The organism is Kribbella sp. NPDC023972 (assembly GCF_040639075.1).
Classification (GTDB): Bacteria; Actinomycetota; Actinomycetes; order Propionibacteriales; family Kribbellaceae; genus Kribbella.
Genome location: NZ_JBEZZH010000003.1, coordinates 399893 through 416503, shown reverse-complemented (window position 1 = coordinate 416503; position 16611 = coordinate 399893). Strand labels below are relative to the sequence as shown.

The 16611-nt window shown below is 68.7% G+C and carries 15 protein-coding genes; 5 read left to right on the top strand and 10 right to left on the bottom strand.

Annotated features, from left to right (window positions below; translation table 11 throughout):
- The first annotated feature begins 98 nt into the window (after window positions 1-98).
- Window positions 99-1256, top strand: coding sequence for a glycogen synthase (glgA, locus tag AB0F43_RS15125; RefSeq protein ID WP_360475734.1), 1158 nt, complete (start codon window positions 99-101; stop codon window positions 1254-1256).
- A gap of 46 nt (window positions 1257-1302) precedes the next feature.
- Here glgA and AB0F43_RS15120 read toward each other — a convergent pair whose 3' ends face one another.
- On the bottom strand, window positions 1303-2172 hold the full coding sequence (locus tag AB0F43_RS15120; protein ID WP_360475731.1) for a helix-turn-helix transcriptional regulator: 870 nt from the start codon (window positions 2170-2172) through the stop codon (window positions 1303-1305).
- Between the two features lie 103 nt (window positions 2173-2275).
- On the opposite strand from AB0F43_RS15120, the gene AB0F43_RS15115 reads away from it, so the two are divergent.
- Window positions 2276-3127 (top strand): oxidoreductase, encoded by an 852-nt coding sequence (locus tag AB0F43_RS15115; protein ID WP_360475728.1) that lies wholly within the window; start codon window positions 2276-2278, stop codon window positions 3125-3127.
- 42 nt (window positions 3128-3169) lie between these two features.
- Here the strand turns inward: AB0F43_RS15115 and AB0F43_RS15110 are convergent, their stop codons facing one another.
- The 4 genes from AB0F43_RS15110 to AB0F43_RS15095 form a co-directional block, all read right to left on the bottom strand.
- Window positions 3170-3622 carry a group II truncated hemoglobin gene (locus AB0F43_RS15110; protein WP_360475725.1) on the bottom strand — a complete coding sequence of 151 codons (453 nt, stop codon included), beginning with the start codon at window positions 3620-3622 and terminating at the stop codon, window positions 3170-3172.
- Window positions 3623-3695: 73 nt separating this feature from the next.
- Entirely contained in the window at window positions 3696-4538 is an 843-nt protein-coding gene (locus AB0F43_RS15105; RefSeq protein ID WP_360475722.1) for an AAC(3) family N-acetyltransferase, read from the bottom strand.
- A gap of 182 nt (window positions 4539-4720) precedes the next feature.
- Entirely contained in the window at window positions 4721-6238 is a 1518-nt protein-coding gene (locus tag AB0F43_RS15100; protein ID WP_360475719.1) for a leucyl aminopeptidase family protein, read from the bottom strand.
- A gap of 140 nt (window positions 6239-6378) precedes the next feature.
- The gene (locus AB0F43_RS15095; RefSeq protein WP_012923066.1) at window positions 6379-6546 is read right to left on the bottom strand and encodes a DUF3117 domain-containing protein; all 168 of its coding nucleotides are present in this window, start codon (window positions 6544-6546) and stop codon (window positions 6379-6381) included.
- Window positions 6547-6708: 162 nt separating this feature from the next.
- Between AB0F43_RS15095 and AB0F43_RS15090 the strand changes: the two genes are divergently transcribed.
- The 3 genes from AB0F43_RS15090 to AB0F43_RS15080 all read left to right on the top strand — a co-directional run bounded on the left by AB0F43_RS15090 (window position 6709) and on the right by AB0F43_RS15080 (window position 10646).
- Window positions 6709-7527 carry a PaaX family transcriptional regulator C-terminal domain-containing protein gene (locus AB0F43_RS15090; protein WP_360475716.1) on the top strand — a complete coding sequence of 273 codons (819 nt, stop codon included), beginning with the start codon at window positions 6709-6711 and terminating at the stop codon, window positions 7525-7527.
- 32 nt (window positions 7528-7559) lie between these two features.
- On the top strand, window positions 7560-8351 hold the full coding sequence (locus AB0F43_RS15085; protein ID WP_360475713.1) for an enoyl-CoA hydratase-related protein: 792 nt from the start codon (window positions 7560-7562) through the stop codon (window positions 8349-8351).
- 171 nt (window positions 8352-8522) lie between these two features.
- Window positions 8523-10646 (top strand): alpha/beta hydrolase-fold protein, encoded by a 2124-nt coding sequence (locus AB0F43_RS15080; protein WP_360475710.1) that lies wholly within the window; start codon window positions 8523-8525, stop codon window positions 10644-10646.
- A gap of 466 nt (window positions 10647-11112) precedes the next feature.
- Here the strand turns inward: AB0F43_RS15080 and AB0F43_RS15075 are convergent, their stop codons facing one another.
- From AB0F43_RS15075 to dapE, 5 genes are all read right to left on the bottom strand, one after another.
- Window positions 11113-11673, bottom strand: coding sequence for a DNA-3-methyladenine glycosylase I (locus tag AB0F43_RS15075; RefSeq protein ID WP_360475707.1), 561 nt, complete (start codon window positions 11671-11673; stop codon window positions 11113-11115).
- Window positions 11670-12122 carry an SRPBCC family protein gene (locus tag AB0F43_RS15070; protein WP_360475704.1) on the bottom strand — a complete coding sequence of 151 codons (453 nt, stop codon included), beginning with the start codon at window positions 12120-12122 and terminating at the stop codon, window positions 11670-11672. The genes AB0F43_RS15075 and AB0F43_RS15070 overlap by 4 nt, the downstream gene beginning before the upstream one ends.
- A gap of 12 nt (window positions 12123-12134) precedes the next feature.
- Window positions 12135-14396 carry a DivIVA domain-containing protein gene (locus tag AB0F43_RS15065; protein WP_360476799.1) on the bottom strand — a complete coding sequence of 754 codons (2262 nt, stop codon included), beginning with the start codon at window positions 14394-14396 and terminating at the stop codon, window positions 12135-12137.
- 126 nt (window positions 14397-14522) lie between these two features.
- On the bottom strand, window positions 14523-15392 hold the full coding sequence (locus tag AB0F43_RS15060) for a TIGR00730 family Rossman fold protein (RefSeq protein WP_360475701.1): 870 nt from the start codon (window positions 15390-15392) through the stop codon (window positions 14523-14525).
- 64 nt (window positions 15393-15456) lie between these two features.
- The gene (gene dapE / locus AB0F43_RS15055) at window positions 15457-16521 is read right to left on the bottom strand and encodes a succinyl-diaminopimelate desuccinylase (RefSeq protein ID WP_360475698.1); all 1065 of its coding nucleotides are present in this window, start codon (window positions 16519-16521) and stop codon (window positions 15457-15459) included.
- Window positions 16522-16611: the final 90 nt, after the last annotated feature.

The window sequence follows — 16611 nt, the reverse complement described above, 5'->3', positions numbered from 1 at the left end:
TGGTTTCCATCGTGGCCTTTGCTCCAGTGCGGCGAGATGCCGTGCCGAGTGCCGCGCAGCACGCGCGGGGCCGGTAGACATGCTCTAGGGTCGGGCTCATGAAGGTCGCCATCTTGACGCGTGAGTTTCCTCCGGACGTGTACGGCGGGGCGGGGGTGCACGTGGATTTCCTGGTCCGCGAGCTGCGCCGCCTGCTCGACGTGGACGTGCACTGCATGGGCGAGCCACGCCACGGCGCGACCGCCCATTCCGAGGACGACCCGCGCCTGCCGCAGGCAAACGCGGCCCTGCGCATCCTCTCCACCGACCTCACCATGACCGCCGCGGTCGGTGACGCGCAGCTCGTGCACTCCCACACCTGGTACGCCAACATGGCCGGCCACTGGGCCAAGCTCCTGTACGGCGTACCGCACGTGGTGACCGCGCACTCGCTGGAGCCGCGCCGGCCGTGGAAGGCCGAGCAGCTCGGCGGCGGTTACCGGCTGTCCAGCTGGGCCGAGCGTACGGCGTACGAGGAGGCCGACGGCGTGGTCGCGGTCAGTCGCGGGATGCGGGACGACGTACTGGACTGTTATCCGGCGATCGACCCGGACAAGGTGCACGTGATCTCGAACGGGATCGACGCCGACTTCTACCGCCCGGACCCGGCGACCCACGTGCTGGAGCGGCTCGGGGTCGACCTGAACCGGCCGTACGTGACGTTCGTGGGCCGGATCACCCGGCAGAAGGGCGTCCCGCACCTGCTCCGGGCCGGTCTGCGGCTGGACCCGTCGGTCCAGCTGGTGCTGCTGGCCGGCGCCGCCGACACGGTCGAGCTGAAGGCGGAGACGGACGCGCTGATCGACGACCTGAAGGCGGCCCGCGACGGCGTCTTCGTGGTCTCCGAGATGCTGCCGCGCGAGGACGTCCGGCAGGTGCTGACCCATGCGCTCGCCTTCTGCTGCCCGTCGGTCTACGAGCCGCTCGGCATCGTCAACCTGGAGGCGATGGCGTGCGAGACGGCGGTCGTCGCGAGCGCGGTCGGCGGCATCCCCGAGGTCGTCGACGACGGCGTCACCGGCACGCTGGTTCCGTACGACGAGAACGACATCGACGCGTTCGAACGCGGGCTGGCCGCAGGGATCAACGAGCTGGTCGACAACCCGGCGAAGGCCGCCGCGATGGGGAAGGCAGGCCGCGAGCGCGCCGTCTCCCAGTTCGGCTGGGACGCCGTCGCCGACCGCACCATCCAGCTCTACACCTCCCTGCTCGGCTAGGCCGATCCGTCCGCTCTGGTCGCCCTGTCCTGAGCGCTTTCGCGGGCTAGTCCGTTGGCTGGTTGCTCCGCTCCGGCACCTCCTCGCTGGACGCGGTGAGGCTGCCCAGCAGGGCGAGCAGCTCGGCGTCGCGGGTGCCTGGGGTGGCGTGGTAGACGACCAGCGTCATGGTGTCGGTGCCGCCGATGGTGAGTTTGTTCTTCTGCAGCTCGATGTCGCCGACCTGCGGATGGGTGAGCAGGCTCGTCCGCCCGCGCCTCGGCCGCACGTCGTGGCGGGCCCACAGCTGCCGGAAGCGTTCGCTGCGGACCGACAGGTCACCGACCAGTTCGACGAGTCGCGGATCGTCCACGTCCGCCCCGAGTTCTGCCCGCAGTACGGCGACGCCTTCCTCGGTCAGGTCCTCCCAGTCCCGGTGCAGAGCCCGCTCCGCCGGGTCGAGGAGGATCGAGGACAGCAGGTTCATCCCCACCCGCAGGCTCGGCTTGATGGCCTGCCCGAGGGCGTTGACCGCCAGCACGTCGGTGTACTTGTTCTGCACGTACGCCGGATGATCCGTCCAGCTGTGGATCAGCTCGAGGATGCTCGGCGGCACCTGCTCGACCTTCGGCCGCTGGCGGGACTTCGGGACAGCCCGTGGACGCTCCTGGGCGAGCCCGATCAGGTACGCCGTGGCGTCCTGGTCAAGTCGCAGTACGTCGGCCAACGCGTCGAGCACCTGGACCGACGGGTTGCGGTCCCGCCCCTGCTCCAGCCGCAAGTAGTAATCCGCGCTGATGCCGGCCAGCATCGCGACCTCCTCGCGCCGCAGCCCCGGCACCCGCCGCAGCCCGATGCTGCGGATCCCGACGTCCTCCGGCTGGACCTGCTCGCGCCTGGCCCGGAGGAACTCACCGAGCGCGTTCGTGCTCTCCATGCCTTCCACCGTAGCCGCGGCCGCGGGGCGGTGACTGGGTCTGTCACTCCCAGGATCAGCAGGGCTCTCCCAGGCCTGCCGGGCCAGCGGAACAGTGGACGTCATGACAGCCAAAACCATCACCCTCGGCGGCGACCTCACCATCACCCGGATGGGGTACGGCGCCATGCAACTCGCGGGCCCGGGTGTCTTCGGACCGCCCAGGGATCGTGACCAGGCAATCGCCGTACTGCGGGAAGCCGTGGCACTGGGCATCACCCATATCGACACCAGCGACTTCTACGGCCCCACCGTCGTCAACGAACTGATCAAGGAAGCGCTCCACCCGTATCCGGAGGACCTGGTGCTGGTCACCAAGGTCGGCGCCCGGCGCGGCGACGACGCGAGCTGGATCCCGGCGCTCGAGCCGGACGAGCTCAAGGCCCAGGTCCACCAGAACCTCGACCACCTCGGCCGGGACGTCCTCGACGTCGTCAACCTGCGAGCCGCGGAACACGGCGGCAGCGAGGACTCGATCGAGAAGTCCTTCACCGCACTCGCCGAACTGCAGCAGGAAGGCCTGATCCGCCACCTCGGTCTAAGCGCCGTCACGATCCCGCAGATCCGCGAGGCCCAGGCCATTGCCCCGGTCGTCACCGTCCAGAACCTCTACAACCTGGTGCAGCGCGACGGCGACGACGTGGTCGACTTCTGCGCCACCGAGAACATCGCCTTCGCCTCCTTCTTCCCCCTCGGCGGCTTCACCCCACTGCAGTCCGAGACCCTGGCCAAGGTTGCCAGCCGCCTGAACGCCACCCCACAACAGGTCGCTCTGGCCTGGCTCCTCCAACGCTCCGCAACCAGCATCGTCATCCCGGGGACGTCGTCACTCGCCCACCTCCGAGAGAACACCGCAGCCGCCGATCTGCTCCTCCCCGACGAGGCAATCACGGAGCTCAACTCGATCGCGGCCTAGCCAGTGCTGACTCGATGCCAAACCCGTCGACCGTTCCTGCTCTCAGTCGCCTACCAGGCCGTCCCAGGACCAGCGTGGGATCGACAAGCCGGCCGGGACATCGGCTGCGGATCCGTGGTACTTCGACATCGCGACCGTCGTCGCCCAACTGAAGTAGTCATGCAGCACCCCGCGCAGCTTGTCGTCTGCGGCAAGATCCGTATCGATCAAGGCCTGGTCGAAGCAGGCGATGGCGCGACGATCCATCTCCTCATGCGGCCCGTTCCCACTGTGCATCCGGACGACGTACGACTCATCTCCGTAGATCTCGGAGTACACCGCCGGCCCACCCAGCGCCTCACCCCAGTACGCCGCCAACCGCTCCGTGTGATCCGCCCGAAACCCATGACTGAACGCGTGACTCACCACCTCGTCCGCCATCACCCGCTCATGCCAGGCCCGAGCCAGCCGCAGCACCCCTGCGGCCCCACCAACAGCCTCAAAAACCGTCCCCATCCCCCAACCCTCTCAGCCCAACCACCTCACGGCATAGCGTTTCACCCGGGTGGAGGTGGGTCTCGGCGAGCGTTCAGCCGCGGAGGACGGCCAGCCGTTGTTCCAGTGCGGCTCCGCATCGGCAGTCGCGGTCCTCGCACAGCAAAGCCGCCGGATCGGCCACGATGAGTCGGGTCGCGCAGCTCAGCACGTCTTCCACCGCGATCAGCCGAGCCCGGCAGTCGCCTATCCGCACCTCAGCCGTGACCGGGCGCAACTCCGGTTCGATCTCGTCGAATGTGTGGCTCGCGCCCGACACATTGGGCAGCTCTGCCCATGCCTGAGGTGCCACCTTGGCGTACCGATAGAAGCGCGACCGCCCCAGACGCTGTTCAGCCAGGTGAATCGTCGTATTCGACGTGTGCCCGACGCCGAGCAGCAGGACGTGCCCACCGAGCTCAGCAAGAGCATCAATCGGCCCGAGAGGCCATTCAAGCCGTTGCGCCTCGATCAACTGTCGCGCGTGCGTACCAACCGCCAGGAAAGAGAACAACGGATGCGTACTGCGCTCATGCGCAAACCCCAGCCGCATGACCTCGGCAATTCGTCCAAGCCACGGGTCGACAGGCAGGTCCGGTGTGAACGGGACCGCGTTCTCGAGCTCCTCGTCAAAGGCTGCCCAACTCGCTGCGTTGTAGTAGGTGTTCTGCGGCCGAACCAAACCCGGAGGAGCAGGCACCCCCGTCTGTTCCCACGTCCCCGAGACCATCATCACCGTCCCACAGGTCCCGAGCAGCGCACGACAGACGGCCTCAGGCCCGCCCTCAACCCGCCCGAACGACCGCAAGGACGCATGCACGAGCACCGACGACGTCGAGTCCAGCCCGAGCGAACCGAGGCCCTCGGCAATCTCAGCTTCCGTAACAACCCCAGTCATGGCACAGCGATAGAACCATTGGTGGAGATGTGAAGTCCACCGACTTTCTCTCGCCGGGCGAATAGATCCTCCCGGTGGTGTACCAATCGCCCACCTCGAATCCCCCCGATCGCAGGTTCAGGCGACACCACGGTGCCTTCGCTGAATGGACGCGTGGGACGGACTGGCCGGGCCCGTGCGGTTTAGCTGATTCCGGCAGTGGGGGATTCTGAGGTCAGCCAGGTGGTGAGGAGGCGGGCGCCGGCGCCGGTGGCGCCGTGGGTGTATTCGAAGCGGTCGGCCGGGGATTCCGCGATGGACGACAGGTCCAAATGGGCCCAGGGGATGCCCCCGGCGAAGGCCTTCAGGAAGAGGGCGGCGGTGATCGAGCCGGGGCCTTTGGAGCTGTTGACGGAGTCGGCGATCGGGGTCGCGATCAATTCCTGGTACTCGGCGGGCAGCGGCATCCGCCACAGTTCCTCGCCCGACACGCGGCCGGCGTCGGCCAGGTTGTCCGCGAGGGCGTCGTCGGTGGCGAACAGGCCGCCGTACAACATCGAGCCGAGGGAGACCTTGATCGCGCCGGTGAGGGTGGCGACGTCGACGATGACGTCGGGCTGGAGTTCCTTGGCCGCGTACGCGATCCCGTCGGCGAGGACGAGCCGGCCTTCGGCGTCGGTGTTCTTGACCTCGGTGGTGCGGCCGCCGTAGTGCCGGATCACGTCGTCGGGACGGTACGCCGTACCGGACGGCATGTTCTCCGCAGCGCAGACCAGTCCGGTCACGCGAACCTGCGCGCCGAGCTCGCGGAGCGCGGACATGGTGGCGATGACGGACCCGCCACCGGTCATGTCGCGCTTCATCGACACCATGCTTTCGCGCGGCTTCAGCGACAGCCCACCGGTGTCGAAGGTGATGCCTTTGCCGACCAGTACGACGTACGGCGTGTCGTCGCCGGCGCCGTCCGGGACATAGTCGAGCCGGATGAAGCGCGGCGGCCGCGCCGAACCCTTGCCGACGGCCAGGATGCCGCCGAACCCGTCCGCGGCCAGTCGCTTCTCGTCCCAGACCGTCACCTCGAGACCGGACGCGGCGGCCAGTTCGGTCGCCCGCGCGGCCAGCCAGGCCGGGTCCTTCTCGTTCGACGGTGTGGTGGCGAACTGGCGCGCCAGCCAGCCGGTCCGCCCGAGCACCACGCCGCGGTCCAGCACGGCCTGCCGGTCGGCGTCGGACCCGTCGGTCAGCGTCACCCGGGCGACCACCGGCTTACCCGGGTCGACCGTCTTCAGGGTGTAACTGAACGATCCCAGGACGACGCCTTCCGCGAGCGCCTGCAGGGTCGCGTCATCGATGCCATCGGCAACCACCGTGGTGAGCTCGTCCTTGCCGCGGCCGAATCTTGCGATCGCCGCTCCGGCGTGTCGCAGGTCCTTGGCGCTGCCGTCGCCCGCCCCGACCAGGAGGATCTCGGTCACTTCACCGGTCAGCAAGGGGTACGCCGCGGTCGCACCGGCGGTCGGGCTGAAGCCGGTCGCCTGCTGTGCCTCCAGCAGCCGGCCGAGGTCGACGCCGAGCCGCTCCCCGGCGTCCTTCGCGGCGGCGGGCAGGCCGCTGTCGGCGACCACGATCACCCAGGTGGGGGCGCCGTGCACCGGCAGACCGGGCTGCCAGGCCACGGCCGGAAAGGTGGGGAACGCGAACTTGCTGCTGCGGCGAGCCACTAGGAGGACCTCACTGTTTGATCAAAAGTTGCGGAGAAAGCGCCCGGCCCAACCGTAACGACCCCGGCCGGTGCCACCAAAGGCACCCACCGGGGTCGCGTAGATATGGAGGAGTGCGGGGGCACCCCGGGAGGATCCGCTCAGCCGACGACGGCCTTGAGCGCGTTGCCGAGCTCGGTCGCTTCGTCGGCGTTCAGCTCGACGACGAGCCGGCCGCCGCCCTCGAGCGGAACCCGCATCACGATCCCCCGCCCCTCCTTGGTGACCTCGAGCGGACCATCGCCCGTCCGCGGCTTCATCGCCGCCATGCGCGCACCCCTTCCCAGTGTCGGTGTTGAGCGACGACACCGCACTGGTACCGTCTCCGGCGCGTGCGGTGATGCGCCGTCGGCGCGTATCGCAGTGTGTATCAGAACCCATTATTCCCGATCACAGGCCAGAGCCGTGCACCATACGGCAGACTCAGGCACGTGCACGCCCGTTCAGCCCTCTTCGACCTGTACGGCGACCACCTGCGCGCGCGAGGTGGTCGAGCCCCGGTCGCGGCCCTGGTCCGGCTCCTCGCCCCGCTCGGCGTCCACCCTCCGGCGGTCCGCACCGCGGTGTCGCGGATGGTCCGCCAGGGGTGGCTGGAACCGGTGCGGATCGACGGCCAGCCCGGATACGCGCTGACATCCCGGGCGCGTCGCCGGCTGGACGACGCGGCGGCCCGGATCTATCGCACCACCCCCGAGGGCAACGGTTCCGGAGCCGAGGGCAACGGCTCAGGGGACTGGGACCGGCACTGGCATCTGTGCATCCTCCAGGACGTGCCGAACGCCCGTCGCCGCGAGCAACTAGCCAGCCAACTCGCCTTTCTGGGTTGGGCTCCGCTGTCCGACGGTGCCTGGGTGGGCCTGCGCAACGACGCCGAGGTCGACCAGATTCTCGGCCTGGAAGGCATCGCGGCCGACCGGTTCCGGGCCCCGGTCGACTCGCGAGCCGTCGAGTTCGCCCGCCGGGTCTGGAAACTGGACGAGCTCGGCGCGTCGTACGACGCCTGGCTGATCGAGGCGAAGGCGCTGGTCGAGACCGCCGGCGACGACACGACCGACGAGCAGGCGTTCGCCGTACGGTCCGAACTGGTGCACGAGTGGCGCAAGTTCCTGTTCCGGGATCCGGGGTTGCCGGCCGAGTTGCTGCCGGACGACTGGGCCGGCACCAGGGCGGCCGCGTTCTTCGATTTCCACGCCGAACGACTGAGCCCCGCGGCCGGGCGTTTCGTCGACAACTGCCTGATGCATCACTGAAATTTTTACCGATTGTCAAGGAGCTGACCACGATGAGTGACTCCGTCACCTACGCCGTGACCAATGGCGTGGCCACCATCACCCTGAACCGGCCCGACGCCATGAACGCGCTCGACACGCCGACCAAGGTCCTGCTCCGCGACAGCGTGCTGGCCGCCGCCGAGGACCAGGCGGTCCGCGTCGTCGTACTGACGGGGACCGGGCGGGCGTTCTGCGTCGGACAGGACCTGAAGGAGCACATCGGGCTGCTGGAGGCGAACGACACGGCCGCGCTGTGGAGCACAGTGCCGGACCACTTCGCGCCGATCGCACTGGCGTTGGCAGAGATGCCGAAGCCGGTGATCGCGGCGGTGAACGGCGTCGCGGCCGGCGCCGGCGCGTCGATGGCGTTCGCCTGCGATTTCCGGGTGGTGGCAGACACGGCCGGGTTCAACCTCGCCTTCACCGGGATCGCGCTGTCGTGCGACACCGGGGTGTCGTGGACGCTTCCCCGGCTGATCGGGCACGCCAAGGCGCTCGAGCTGCTGTACTTCCCGCGCACAGTTCCCGCCGACGAGGCGTTGGCCCTCGGCCTGGCGACGAGCGTCGTACCAGCGGCCGAGTTCTCATCCGCCGTCGACGACCTCGCCGCGAAGCTGGCAGCCGGGCCGACGGTCGCGTACGGCGCGGTGCGGCAGTCGCTCCGGTATTCCGCAACCCATACGCTGGCCGACTCGCTGGTCTTCGAGGCCGGCAAAATGGAACTCACCGGCGACACCGAAGACCACCGCAACGCAGTCGCCTCCTTCGTAGCCAAACAAAAGCCCACCTTCACCGGCCGCTAACCCCTCCCCTTGTTGCCTCCCCGGGCTGCCTCTCCCTTCCTTGCCCCCACTAGCTGGCTGGCGGGTTGTTTCACCGATGGCGTGCTGCAACGCGCCATCGGTGACATAACCCGTCATCGGCCCAGCCGTGAGGTCTTGTAATCGTTTACGTAAGCGATTACAAACTGGCTTGTGAGGAAACTGCTGCTGCCTGTCCTGACCGCCGCCACCTTGGTCGGGAGCTTCGTCGTACCCGGGTCCGCGGCTCAGCCGGCCGCGACCACGCAGCCCGGAGTGATCACCGCCGCGAGCGTGCGGTCGGCAACGCTGGGCGAGGACATCAACTACAACGTCTACCTACCGGCCGGGTACGGCGATTCCACGCGGCGCTACCCGGTGCTCTACCTCCTGCACGGGCGGGGCGACTCGATGGCTGCCTGGACGCAACTGAAGAGCCGGCTCGACGAATTGATCGGCTCGGGTGAGATCCCGCCGACCATCGCGGTCATGCCGGACGCCCCGTGGAGCAACCGCGCCAGCTATTACGTCGACTCGGCGTACACCGGCGCGGACCCCGGGCGGCCGGTCGAGACCGCGTTCTTCCGCGACCTGGTGCCGCACGTCGACGCGTCGTATCGGACGATCGCGGATCGGACCGGCCGGGCGATCGCCGGGTACTCGATGGGCGGCGCGGGCGCCCTGCGGTACGCGATGGTGCACCCGGAGGTGTTCGGCGCGTCGATCGTGCTCAGCCCGGCGGTGTACTTCCCACTGCCGCCGGCCGACTCGAGCGCGCGTGAGTTCGGTGCCTTCGGCAAGGGTAAGGATCCCTTCTCGGAAGCCGTCTACCTGCGGTCGAACTATCCGGCCGCGTTCAAGACCTTCGCCGCGAAGGGCCTGCCGTCGCAGCTCTACCTCGCGGTCGGTGACGACGAGTGGAGGAACCCGAAGCCGGCCGACTACACCCACGACCTGGACTTCGAGGCGCATGTCGTGTTCAACCAGGCGGTCCGGGTGCCGAACCTGACCTCGGAGTTCCGCGTCGTCGACGGCGGGCACGACTGGGATGTCTGGGGACCGACGTTCGTCGAGGGGGCGAAGTACATCTTCCAGTACGTCGGCAAGCCGCCCGCCGTACCGATGAAGGCGACGGTGACCGGTACGGCGGGTGAGGACCGGGCCGGTGGAATCGCTACCGATGCCTCAGGCAACGTTTATCAGGCGGTCGCGATCGAGGGGTCACTCGACGGTACGCCGTACGCGGGCGGCAAGGATGTCGTGCTGACCAAGTACGCGCCGGACGGGACCCGCGAGTGGACGCGCTCGATCGGGACGGCCGGGACGGAACGCGCGTACGGCGTGGCCGTGGACGCGCGGGGACGGATCGTGGTGACCGGCTACACGAACGGGGATCTCGACGGCTCGCATGCGGGAAACACGACGGATGACGCCTTCGTGGTGCAGTACGACGCGGCCGGGAATCAACGGTGGTTGAAGCAGTTCGGCGTACCGGGCGTCGCTGATCGGAGCTACTCGTTGGCTGTCGACGGAGAGGCGATCTATGCCGGCGGTTACACGAGGGGTGCGTTGGGCGGGGCGAATGCTGGGGACAAGGATGTGTTCCTTGCGCGGTTCGACGGCGACGGTCGGCAGGTCTGGCTTCGGCAAGTCGGGAGTACCGGCGAGGAGAAGGGCATGGCGGTCGCCGTGTCCGGTGGGGCGGTGTATGTCGCCGGTATGACGGCCGGCGCTTTGGGTACGCCGTCCGGCGGGGTCGATGGGTTCGTCACCCGCTACTCGCCCGATGGCGAGGCGGCGTGGCTGAAGCAGTTCGGGACGCCCGCGTCCGACGAGGCGTGGGGGCTGGCGGCCGATCCCGCTGGTGGTGCTTACCTGACGGGTTACACAGCAGGCGATTTCTCCGGGGCGCTGGCCGGTGACAAGGACGTCATGGTTGCACGCGTAGATGGTGATGGTGTGCTGACGTGGCGGGACCAGTTCGGTACGACGGGGAACGACAAGGGTGCTGCTGTCGCGGTCGACGAGTCGGGCAACGTGTACGTCGCCGGGTTCACCGATGGGGCGTTGGAGACGAGCATCGGCAAGTTCGACGGCGTACTGGCGAAGTACTCCCCGGATCGGGGCCGGATGTGGACCCGGCAGTTCGGTACGGCGGACGACGATGCCGCCGACCCCTTCGCGGAAGCCAACGTCTACCTGACCACCACGCAGACCGGCCCGCAGGTGTCAGGACTGACGAACACGGATGTCTTCCGCACCGCCTTCAGCCCCGACGGCGAGAACCACGCGCCATAGAACGTTTGGTGGGCTCCCCGGCCGCGTTCCGGCCGGGCGAGTCACGGCCGGACAACCACCTGACAGACGGGGAGCCCGGTGAATACCTCATCACGTTCCGTCCCCAGAGCACAACTCGTTCAGCCGTTTGTCTTCCCTTATTTTCAACATTCCTGAGTGCAAGAAGCAGATGCACAAGACCCCTGCACGTGCACCTTGTCAGCGACCCCCAAAACCGCCAAATCCCTGCCCCTTCGAGTCAACGGCCTATGCCACTCACCCCCACCGGCATGCCCGCACCAACCGCCGCGGACGGTCAGAAGGTCGGCACCTCGCCAACCCCGGCCAGCTCCATTCCCAACCACCGCAGCGCGTCAGCGGACCGCAGATCGCCTCCGACGCCACCTACTTTCCTCAGCCAGCGCGGCGGATCAGCGGACCGCAGGTCACCCCCAGCCCGCCTGCTTCTCCTCAGTGAGGGTCCGGGTTAGCGGGCTATGCAGGTGGAGAGGTGGTCGTTGACTATGCCTGTGGCCTGCATGAGGGCGTAGGCGGTGGTGGGTCCTACGAAGACGAAACCCTTCTTTTTCAGGGCTTTGGACATCGCGACGGACTCCGGCGTGGTGGCGGGAACGTCGGCGAGGGTCTTCGGGGCTTCGTGGTTGCGCGGCTGGAAGGACCAGAGCAGCTCGGTGAACTCGCCCTCCTCTAGCTCCAGCAAGGCGCGGGCGTTGTTGATGGTCGCGTTGATCTTCAAACGATTGCGGACGATGCCGGTATCCGACATCAAACGCTCGAAGTCGTCGGCGCCGTACTTCGCGATCACCGCCGGGTCGAAGTTCGCGAACGCGGCCCGGAAATTCTCCCGCTTGCGCAGGATCGTGATCCACGACAGCCCGGACTGGAACCCCTCCAGCGTCATCCGCTCGAACAACCCGATGTCGTCGCGGATCTCCCGACCCCACTCGTTGTCGTGGTACTCGACGTACTCAGGCGCTGAAGTCGCCCACCCGCACCGCGGCTGCCCGTCCGGCCCGATCACCGTCACCGCGCCATCTCCCGCACCAGCCGCCGCAACGACGCCCGCATCATCACCTCGAACCCCGGACGAACCACCGGCCACACAGCAGTCCCAAGCCTCCCCAGCGGCGGTACGACGTCCTCGGACCACGTGAACGTACTTCCACCCGGGGGTGCGGGAGTGATGGTGAAGGTGCCGGTGCCGCGGACGAGCTTGCCGAGGTGTTTCACCGTGCAGTCGCGCGGCGGATCCCAGTGCGTGATGACCATGTGATCAGTGAACCCGACAGCACCGACAGAAGTTCGCGCCGCGACGCCGCCGCCGACACCGATGCCGTCGTTGTCCGTCGCCCAGACGCGGGTGAGCACCATCCAGCGGGACTGCCGGTCCCAGTCCATCACCAAGTCCCAGGCCGCCTGTGGATCCAGCGGCAGGCCGATGGACGCCTCGGCGTGGCAGGTGCGCTCGGTGCTCATCAGCCGACCAATTCAGCTCGGCCGCTGATACGCACCCTGCTCAGGTGCCCGATACCCACCTTGCTCATAACCACCCTGCTCCGGTGCCCCCTGCTCCCCCTGGTACTCACCCGGCTGAGCCTGGTATTCACCCTGCTGAGCCTGGTATTCACCTTGCTCCTGCGCCGGGTATCCACCCTGCTGAGCCGCTGGGTACTCACCCTGGTGGGCCGTTTGGTGGCCGGCTTGCTGGGCCGCTCGATGCTCGCCTTGCTGGGACGCTTGGTGACCTGGCTGGGCGGCTCGATGCTCGCCTTGGTGCGCTGCCTGGTGACCCCCTTGGTCGGGGGCTGCGTAGCCAGCTTGGTCAGGTGCTGAGTAGCCGCGCTGCTCGGGCGTTGGGTGGCCGGCTTGCTGTGGGCTTTGCTCGTGCGGCTGGTAGCCACCTTGTTCGGGTGCGCCGTAACCGCCTTGCTGCTGTGCCTGCTGACCGGACTGCTCGGGGGTTGGATAACTGTTGTTCTGCGGTGCACCTGCGGGCGGCTGCCCCTGCGCGGGCCACTGCGGCGCGGCCGGCTGCTGGTCCGCCGGCGGCCAGAACTGCCACGCCTGCTGCTCTTGCTCCTGAGCATGCCCTTGCCCAAGCTCCTCCGAACGCTGATGCGTCCGCTCGGCCTGGTGCTGGCCCTGTCCGGGGTACTGCTGCTGAGCCTGGTGCTGGCCCTGTCCCGGGTACTGCTGCTGAGCCTGCTCCTGGTACTGCTGCTCCGGCTGCTGCATCTGCTGCTCGGCCCGGGGTTGAGCGGCCGGCCGCTGCTGGGCGTGCTCTGGCTGCTGAGCCTGCGGCATCTGCTCGGGCTGGTGCTGCTCCCGGTCTGAGAACTGCTGGGTCGGCTCCGAGTGCTGCTGGACCTGCACTGGCTGCTGGGATACCTGGTGTTGCTGGGTGGGCGGCAGAGGTACGTACGCGTCCTGGGCAGGCGAGGCCTGAGGCTGCCACTGCGGACCGGAGTCCTGCTGCGGGTACGCCGCCTGGCCGGCCGATTGCTGCTCCGAGTAGTCCTGGGCCGGCTGCTCGGCGTACGTCGCCTGCACGGGCGGGTGCTCGGAATAAGTCTGAGCTGGCGGCTGCTCGGAGTACGGCTGTGTGTCTGAGGGCTCTGTGGGCTCCGCTGACTGCTGTTGCCACTGGGGGGCTGGGGCAGGCAGTACCCACTGGGGTGTGGAGGTGGGTTGGGCGCTCTGCGGGGCCTGCTGTGCGCCCTGCGGTGGCGCTGGCGGGGTCTGCTGGGGCTCGGCCGGAGGGATTACCTGCTCGGTGCCTGCGGGGTCGGCCGGGAACCATGGCTCGGGCTGCTGTGCCGCATGCGAGTCGGCCTGCTGCTCGTACGGCTGCTCGGGGTGCGGCTGTTGAGCGGCGTCGCGGCCGGGTTGCTGCTGCGGCTCGTGAGAAGGCTGGGGGCCAGGCTGCTGTGGTGCGGCGTACGGGTCGGCCTGCTGCTCGTACGGCTGCTGCGAGTCAGGTTGCTGGGTGGCACTCGGATCCTGTGGGGCAGGCGAGGGCTCTGGTTGCTGCAGGGTGGGGGGTTGCTGGTTGGCTGGGGCGTCGGGGTGCTGGGTGGACTGCGCCTGCGGGGAGTCGTCCGCCGTGCGGGGGGTCTCTGCGGGGGTTCGGCGGGGAGGACCGGGGTGGGATTGGGCTTCCAGGAGGGCACGGGCCTCGGCCTGGAGGCGTTCGTACTCGTCGGCCGCGACGGCGGTCCCCGTCACCGGCACTTCCCGGGTGTCAGGCTCCTCCGACTCCTCCGCGGTCTCCTGCCCGGCACCACCCGAGTCAGCAGCCGAGTCCACAGCAGGGTCGGTGGGCTGTGGGACGGCGGGCTGTTCCGTGGTGTCGGGGTCGTCGGGCGGGTTTGGGAAGTCGCCACCGACCAGGATCGGTTGCTGGACGCCGGTGTCGTCGAACTCGGACGGGTCGTAGTCGGTGCCCGAGGAGAACCCGGGTCCGTCCATGATCGGCGAGACCGCGCGCTCGAGGTCGGCGATCCGCCGGTCCCGCTCCGCCACCTCGCGGGCGAGCCGCTCGAGCAGCGAGTCCACCTCGTCCATCCGGTAGCCGCGCAGGCCGACGCCGAACCGGGTCGCCTCGATATCCGCGGCGGTCAGTGCCTGCCGGGCCGGGACGCTGAGGTCGGGCCGGTCGTCGTACGCCGTACTCATGGCACCCCAACGACCCGAGGCCACCACCGCGACAGCCCCGATCAACAGCACCACGACCAGCCCGAAGAACCACATCACGGGACCGATCGTGCCATGCCGGTCGAGTCACCCGCACAATTGGAGCCGGATTAGGTCGTGGCTGGCGGGATCGTCAGGCACGGCCTAAGCCCTCTGCGGAGGGCTGCAGCCCCGGATTCAGCCTCAGCTGCCGTCGGAGCCGAGGCGGTGGGCCTCGCGGCGTTCGCGGGCCTCGGGGTGGTCCGCCTCGGCCACGTCCCGGGCGGCCGCCGCCGCGGCCTCCTCCGCCGCCGCGTCGGCCAGTTCACCGGACTTGACGATGTAGCTGATCGCCTCGGCCACGTCGTCGGTCACCACGAACATGTCCAGGTCGGCCGCCGAGATCTTCCCGTCCGCGAGCATCGTCTCGCTCAGCCAGTCGACCAGCCCGCTCCAGTACGACGTACCGAACAAGACGACCGGGAACGACGTGACCTTGCGCGTCTGCGCCAGCGTGAGCGCCTCGAACAGCTCGTCCAGCGTGCCGAACCCGCCCGGCATCACCACGAACCCCTGGGCGTACTTCACGAACATCGTCTTGCGGGTGAAGAAGTAGCGGAAGTTCATCCCGATGTCGACCCACTCGTTCAGGCCGTTCTCGAAGGGCAGCTCGATCCCGAGCCCGACCGACACGCCGCCGGCCTCGGAGGCACCCTTGTTCGCCGCCTCCATCACCCCCGGCCCACCGCCGGTGATCACCGCGTAACCGGCACCGACCAGTTTCCCGCCGAGCTCCTCCGCGGCGATGTACATCGGGTCGTCGGGCTTGGTCCGGGCCGAGCCGAACACGCTGATCGCGGGGCCGAGCTCGGCGAGCATGCCGAACCCCTCGATGAACTCCGACTGGATCCGCAGGACCCGCCACGGGTCGGTGTGCACCCAGTCGGACGGACCGCGGCTGTCCAGCAGCCGCTGCTCCGACGTCGACTGCTGCACCTGCTTGCGCCGCATCATGACCGGCCCGCGCTGCTGCTGGCCGATCGGGCGGTCGGGGTGGATCGAGGGTTCTGCCATGCGTCCAGGTTAGGACCTGAACCAATGCCGGGCTCGCCGACGCGAGGCCGGTTACGAGGAGTACCTACGCCGTCAACCAGGCTCTCAGTCGCTGTTCACACTGCTCGATCTCCGCCTCCGGGACGAACTCGTCCTGCTTGTGCGCGTACAGCGGGTCACCGGGCCCGTAGTTCACCGCCGGTACGCCGAGCATCGAGAACCGGGCCACGTCGGTCCATCCGAACTTCGGCTTGGGATCACCCCCGACCACCTGCAGGAACGCCGCCGCGGCCGGCCGCTCCAGCCCCGGCAACCCGCCCGGCGCCGAGTCGGTGACGACCACGTCGAACCCGTCGAACACCTCCCGCAGATGCGCCTCGGCCTCCGCCTCCGACCGGCTCGGCGCGAACCGGTAGTTGACCTCGACCGTGCACACATCCGGTACGACGTTGCCCGCGACGCCACCGTGGATGCCGACCGCGTTCAGCCCCTCGCGGTACTCCAGTCCGTCGATCGGCACCCGGCGCGGCTCGTACGCCGCCAGCCGGGCGAGGATCTCGCCCGCGGCGTGGATCGCGTTCACCCCCATCCAGGACCGGGCCGAGTGAGCCCGTTCGCCGCGGGTGGTGACCTCGACCCGCATCGTGCCCTGGCAGCCCGCCTCGACGACCGCGTTCGACGGCTCCATCACGACCGCGAAGACACCCTCGAGGAGCTCCGGGTTCGACCGGGTCAGCTTGAACAGGCCGTTCCGCTCGGCCTCGACCTCCTCGCAGTCGTAGAAGACATAGGTGACGTCCCGGTTGGGCTCGGGCAGCGTGGCCGCGAGCCGGAGCCCGACCGCGAGCCCACCCTTCATGTCGCACGCGCCGAGCCCGTGGATCAGGCCGTCCGCGCGCCGGGCCGGGAGGTTGTCGTTCACCGGCACGGTGTCGATGTGCCCGGCGACGACGATCCGCTCGTCCCGGCCGATGTCGGTCCGCGCGACCACGGTGTTGCCGTGCCGGAACACCTTCAGGTGCGGGTACGCCGCCAGCGCCGTCTCGATCGTGTCGGCGAGCTTCTCCTCGGTCCCGCTGACCGACTGCAGGTTGACCAGCGCCTCGGTCAAGTCGGGGCCGGACACAGTCAGATCAAGTTGGTCGGTCATCGGGCCTCCTGGCCTGGACTGAGGAGCGTAGAGAGCGAAGCGACTGGAGCGACGAGGGAAGGTCAGGAGCCAAAGCCCCATGACCACGCC

Excerpts from the sequence above, each read along its gene's own strand:
- glgA (WP_360475734.1), top strand. The coding sequence starts at position 99 with ATGAAGGTCGCCATCTTGACGCGTGAGTTTCCTCCGGACGTGTACGGC.
- AB0F43_RS15120 (WP_360475731.1), bottom strand. The coding sequence starts at position 2,172 with ATGGAGAGCACGAACGCGCTCGGTGAGTTCCTCCGGGCCAGGCGCGAG.
- AB0F43_RS15115 (WP_360475728.1), top strand. The coding sequence starts at position 2,276 with ATGACAGCCAAAACCATCACCCTCGGCGGCGACCTCACCATCACCCGG.
- AB0F43_RS15110 (WP_360475725.1), bottom strand. The coding sequence starts at position 3,622 with ATGGGGACGGTTTTTGAGGCTGTTGGTGGGGCCGCAGGGGTGCTGCGG.
- AB0F43_RS15105 (WP_360475722.1), bottom strand. The coding sequence starts at position 4,538 with ATGACTGGGGTTGTTACGGAAGCTGAGATTGCCGAGGGCCTCGGTTCG.
- AB0F43_RS15095 (WP_012923066.1), bottom strand. The coding sequence starts at position 6,546 with ATGGCGGCGATGAAGCCGCGGACGGGCGATGGTCCGCTCGAGGTCACC.
- AB0F43_RS15085 (WP_360475713.1), top strand. The coding sequence starts at position 7,560 with ATGAGTGACTCCGTCACCTACGCCGTGACCAATGGCGTGGCCACCATC.
- AB0F43_RS15070 (WP_360475704.1), bottom strand. The coding sequence starts at position 12,122 with ATGAGCACCGAGCGCACCTGCCACGCCGAGGCGTCCATCGGCCTGCCG.
- AB0F43_RS15065 (WP_360476799.1), bottom strand. The coding sequence starts at position 14,396 with ATGTGGTTCTTCGGGCTGGTCGTGGTGCTGTTGATCGGGGCTGTCGCG.
- AB0F43_RS15060 (WP_360475701.1), bottom strand. The coding sequence starts at position 15,392 with ATGGCAGAACCCTCGATCCACCCCGACCGCCCGATCGGCCAGCAGCAG.
- dapE (WP_360475698.1), bottom strand. The coding sequence starts at position 16,521 with ATGACCGACCAACTTGATCTGACTGTGTCCGGCCCCGACTTGACCGAG.